This is a genomic window from Kitasatospora sp. NPDC004669, from assembly GCF_040609455.1.
Taxonomy (GTDB): Bacteria; Actinomycetota; Actinomycetes; order Streptomycetales; family Streptomycetaceae; genus Kitasatospora.
On record NZ_JBEXKB010000187.1, the window covers coordinates 1 to 2,812 of the forward strand.

Sequence of the window (2,812 nt, forward strand, 5' to 3'; positions counted from 1 at the left end):
CGCGCTGATCACCGCCCTGTGGCGTTGCCCGGCCTGCCACCGAAACCCGAACGACCTCACCGGCCTTGGTCAAGGACCATGACCGAGCCCTGTCAGTTGGGATGGACATCGGGCGGTCTTCGTGTTCAGCGACCAGGAGGACCTGTCCAACACTGGCGGAATCAGCGACGGCTTCAACAAGGCCGCGGTCGAGACGGTCTCCCCGGGCTACAGCGACCCCTGCGGCCGCCCACTGCTGTCCGCGGACGGTGAGAGCCTCACCACCAGCCCTTTCACCCCCTGCCGACCGGAGCCGGGCGGCCTCTGGTCCGACGGAGCGCACCGATACGTTCTGCAGCGCGACGGCCTCACGATCACCCTGGCCGCCGCCGGCGGCGAGCTGAGCACTCTCAACGGAGGTGGCGATGTGCGCCAGGCTATCCTGGCGACCCATCCCGCCACCGAACCCGAACTGCGCTCCCTGGAGGGCTGGTTCCCCTCCAGCTGGCTGGGCTCCCTGTTGCTCTGACCACCTGGAGACGGGACAGTCCAACCGGGACGGCCCATTGCCCGAAGAGACGCGGGTGGCTGCGTAGGTGAGACCCGACAGCGGTTGTCGATCTGTTCGACGGGAAATGTTGCCGAGAAGTGGCAGCGCGTGGGTCGTGTCGCTCTGGTGGAAGTCAGTGGAACAGCGCGCCGGGCATGGACCATGATCTGTCCATGGAGCGAGTTATTGATCTCGATGAGGCGGCTGCAGAGGTAGCCGATCGGGCGCCGGGGTGGCGGGCCGGCGGTCTGACAGTGGGCCGGGCGACCTGGCGCGATCAAGCCGCTCCCTGGCCTCAGCGACTTGAGACGGACAGGTCGTTGGTGAACGATCCTGACTCCGTTGGTGTACTCATCTCGGGTCCGGCGGAGGCTGAGCTGTCGGTGGTGCTGTTCCGTGGTGGCTGGGCCGATGTCGACTTCGTCGCCGGCATGGACGACGCCGGCGCCCTTCCGGCCTCGGGTATCGCTTCGGCTCGGGCGTTCGGCGTCCAGCTCGACGGCTGGGTGGCCCGTGTGTTCGGTCAGTCCTCCTGTTCGGGCGAACCCAACCTGTGACGGGGTCTTCCTCGGCGCCTGTCGGCTGCGGCCGAGGAAGACCTTGCCGCGGTCCTCAGCGGGCAGCTGCCGCTTGCTCAGCCGGTGCGCACCGCCAGGCCCTCACTGACGCGTGGCGGCGGCGTACGGCTGACGAGGAGCCATGGCGGGGAGCGCAAAAGGTTACGTGGTCGCGCAGTCAAGGACCCGGCCGTCGGCCGTGCCGACGAGCAGGCGGCCGGGCTCGGTGACGGTGAGCGCCGTCGGGACGGCCGGGACGCCGGCGACGGTGAGCTGGTGGCGCCAGCGGAGGGCGCCGTCGCGGAGGTCCACGGCCAGGATCCCGCCGTCGCGGTACGCGACATAGGCGGTCTCCCGATCGGTGTCGAGGTCGGTGGCGACGTGGTCGGTGTGGAAGACCCAGCGCGGCGCGCCGTCGGTGGCCGCGCGGCGGACGACGAAGGAGCCGCCGGGCTGCAGCCCGTGGCCGTTGTACACGGTGCCAGCGTGCACCAGGTCGCCGTCGGCGGTCTCCGCGCCCGGGCCGGGGAAGTGCGTCTCCCCGGGCTCCCAGGAGAACGGGAACAGGGGCTGGACGCCGGGCCGCTCGGGGGAGCGCACCGAGAGCCAGTGCTGCTTGGGCTTCCGGCCTGCCCTGCGGGCCTGGTTAACGTAGTCTCGGCTGCCGTACCGGATCCGCAGGCGCTCGTGCCGGTCGACATACGCCGACGTCCGGTGCTGGATCAGCAGACCGTCGGCAGGGGCGGTGCGCACGGGCCGCTCTGGGTCGTTCTCCTCCCGGTCGAGGGTTGCCAGGACCGCACCGTCCAGCAGCAGCTCGACGGCCAGAACGTGCCGCCGGGGCTCCCAGTCCGGGCTCAGCGCGCAGAGCGCCCGGCGGGCCGCGTCCCGTCCGTCGGGGCGCGGGGCGGGCACCCGGGGGCCCGCCAGGTCGGCACTGGTGAGCGAACGGGGCGCGACGGCGCACCAGTCGGGCCGCCGCACGACAGCGACGTGACCCTCAACGTGTGCTTCCCGTTCGTTCTTCCAGTCGTCGGGCGGTGCCATCAGCACGCGCAGGGCCTGCTCATCGAACCAGTTCAGTCCGAGGACCTGGCGGCCGAAACCGTGCTCGATGAGGGAGGTAGTGGCGCCCGTTTCCCAGTTGAGCAGGAGCAGCTCGCCGTCGAAGAAGTAGCCGCCGTCATACTCCCCGGTGCCGACGGCGAGCAGCGGCGCCGTGGGGTGGAAGGCCAGCGCGTGCACCGGGAAGCGCGTGCGGAGCACGGCCCGGCAGGCGAGGTTCCCTATGCCGTACACCCCGACCGTCGACATCCCGGCGAACCCGGGTTCGCCTGCGACGGCGAGCAGGCCGCGCCCTTCGTCCGGCATAGCGAGGACGGGCTGACCGACCTCGGCGAACGGGCGGTCGCCGAGAACGCGGAGGAGGCGAAACGGGGAGGTCATGCCGGAGATCCTCCCAGCAGGCGGTGTCGCGTCCTTGCGCGGGCCTCGCCGAGGGACGGCTCAGCCCCGAACAATGACGGGCGTCTCCGAGCAATTGATTGATGGCGGCGAGGGCCTGGTGGTGCGCGCCGACTGACGGCGGAGGCCTCAAACTTCGATGAGACTGGTCAAACTTCGGTGAGACAGGTGTGCGCCACGAAGTACCACACGATCGAGTGGAGGTGAAAGACCTTCTCCGCCGGACCGTCGCAGCGGTCTGGTGAAGCTGGGGGCAGCCTGA

General features: G+C 70.3%; 3 protein-coding genes. 2 read left to right on the forward strand and 1 reads right to left on the reverse strand.

Going from position 1 to position 2,812, the window contains the following annotated elements:
- The first annotated feature begins 121 nt into the window (after nucleotides 1-121).
- Both ABZW30_RS46710 and ABZW30_RS46715 read left to right on the forward strand, forming a co-directional pair.
- Complete coding sequence (locus tag ABZW30_RS46710; protein WP_355677445.1) at nucleotides 122-508, forward strand: hypothetical protein; 387 nt, start codon at nucleotides 122-124, stop codon at nucleotides 506-508.
- A gap of 344 nt (nucleotides 509-852) precedes the next feature.
- The gene (locus ABZW30_RS46715; protein ID WP_355677446.1) at nucleotides 853-1,086 is read left to right on the forward strand and encodes a hypothetical protein; all 234 of its coding nucleotides are present in this window, start codon (nucleotides 853-855) and stop codon (nucleotides 1,084-1,086) included.
- Between the two features lie 162 nt (nucleotides 1,087-1,248).
- On the opposite strand, the gene ABZW30_RS46720 is transcribed toward ABZW30_RS46715, so the two are convergent.
- Nucleotides 1,249-2,532 (reverse strand): hypothetical protein, encoded by a 1,284-nt coding sequence (locus ABZW30_RS46720; RefSeq protein WP_355677447.1) that lies wholly within the window; start codon nucleotides 2,530-2,532, stop codon nucleotides 1,249-1,251.
- Nucleotides 2,533-2,812 lie beyond the last annotated feature (280 nt).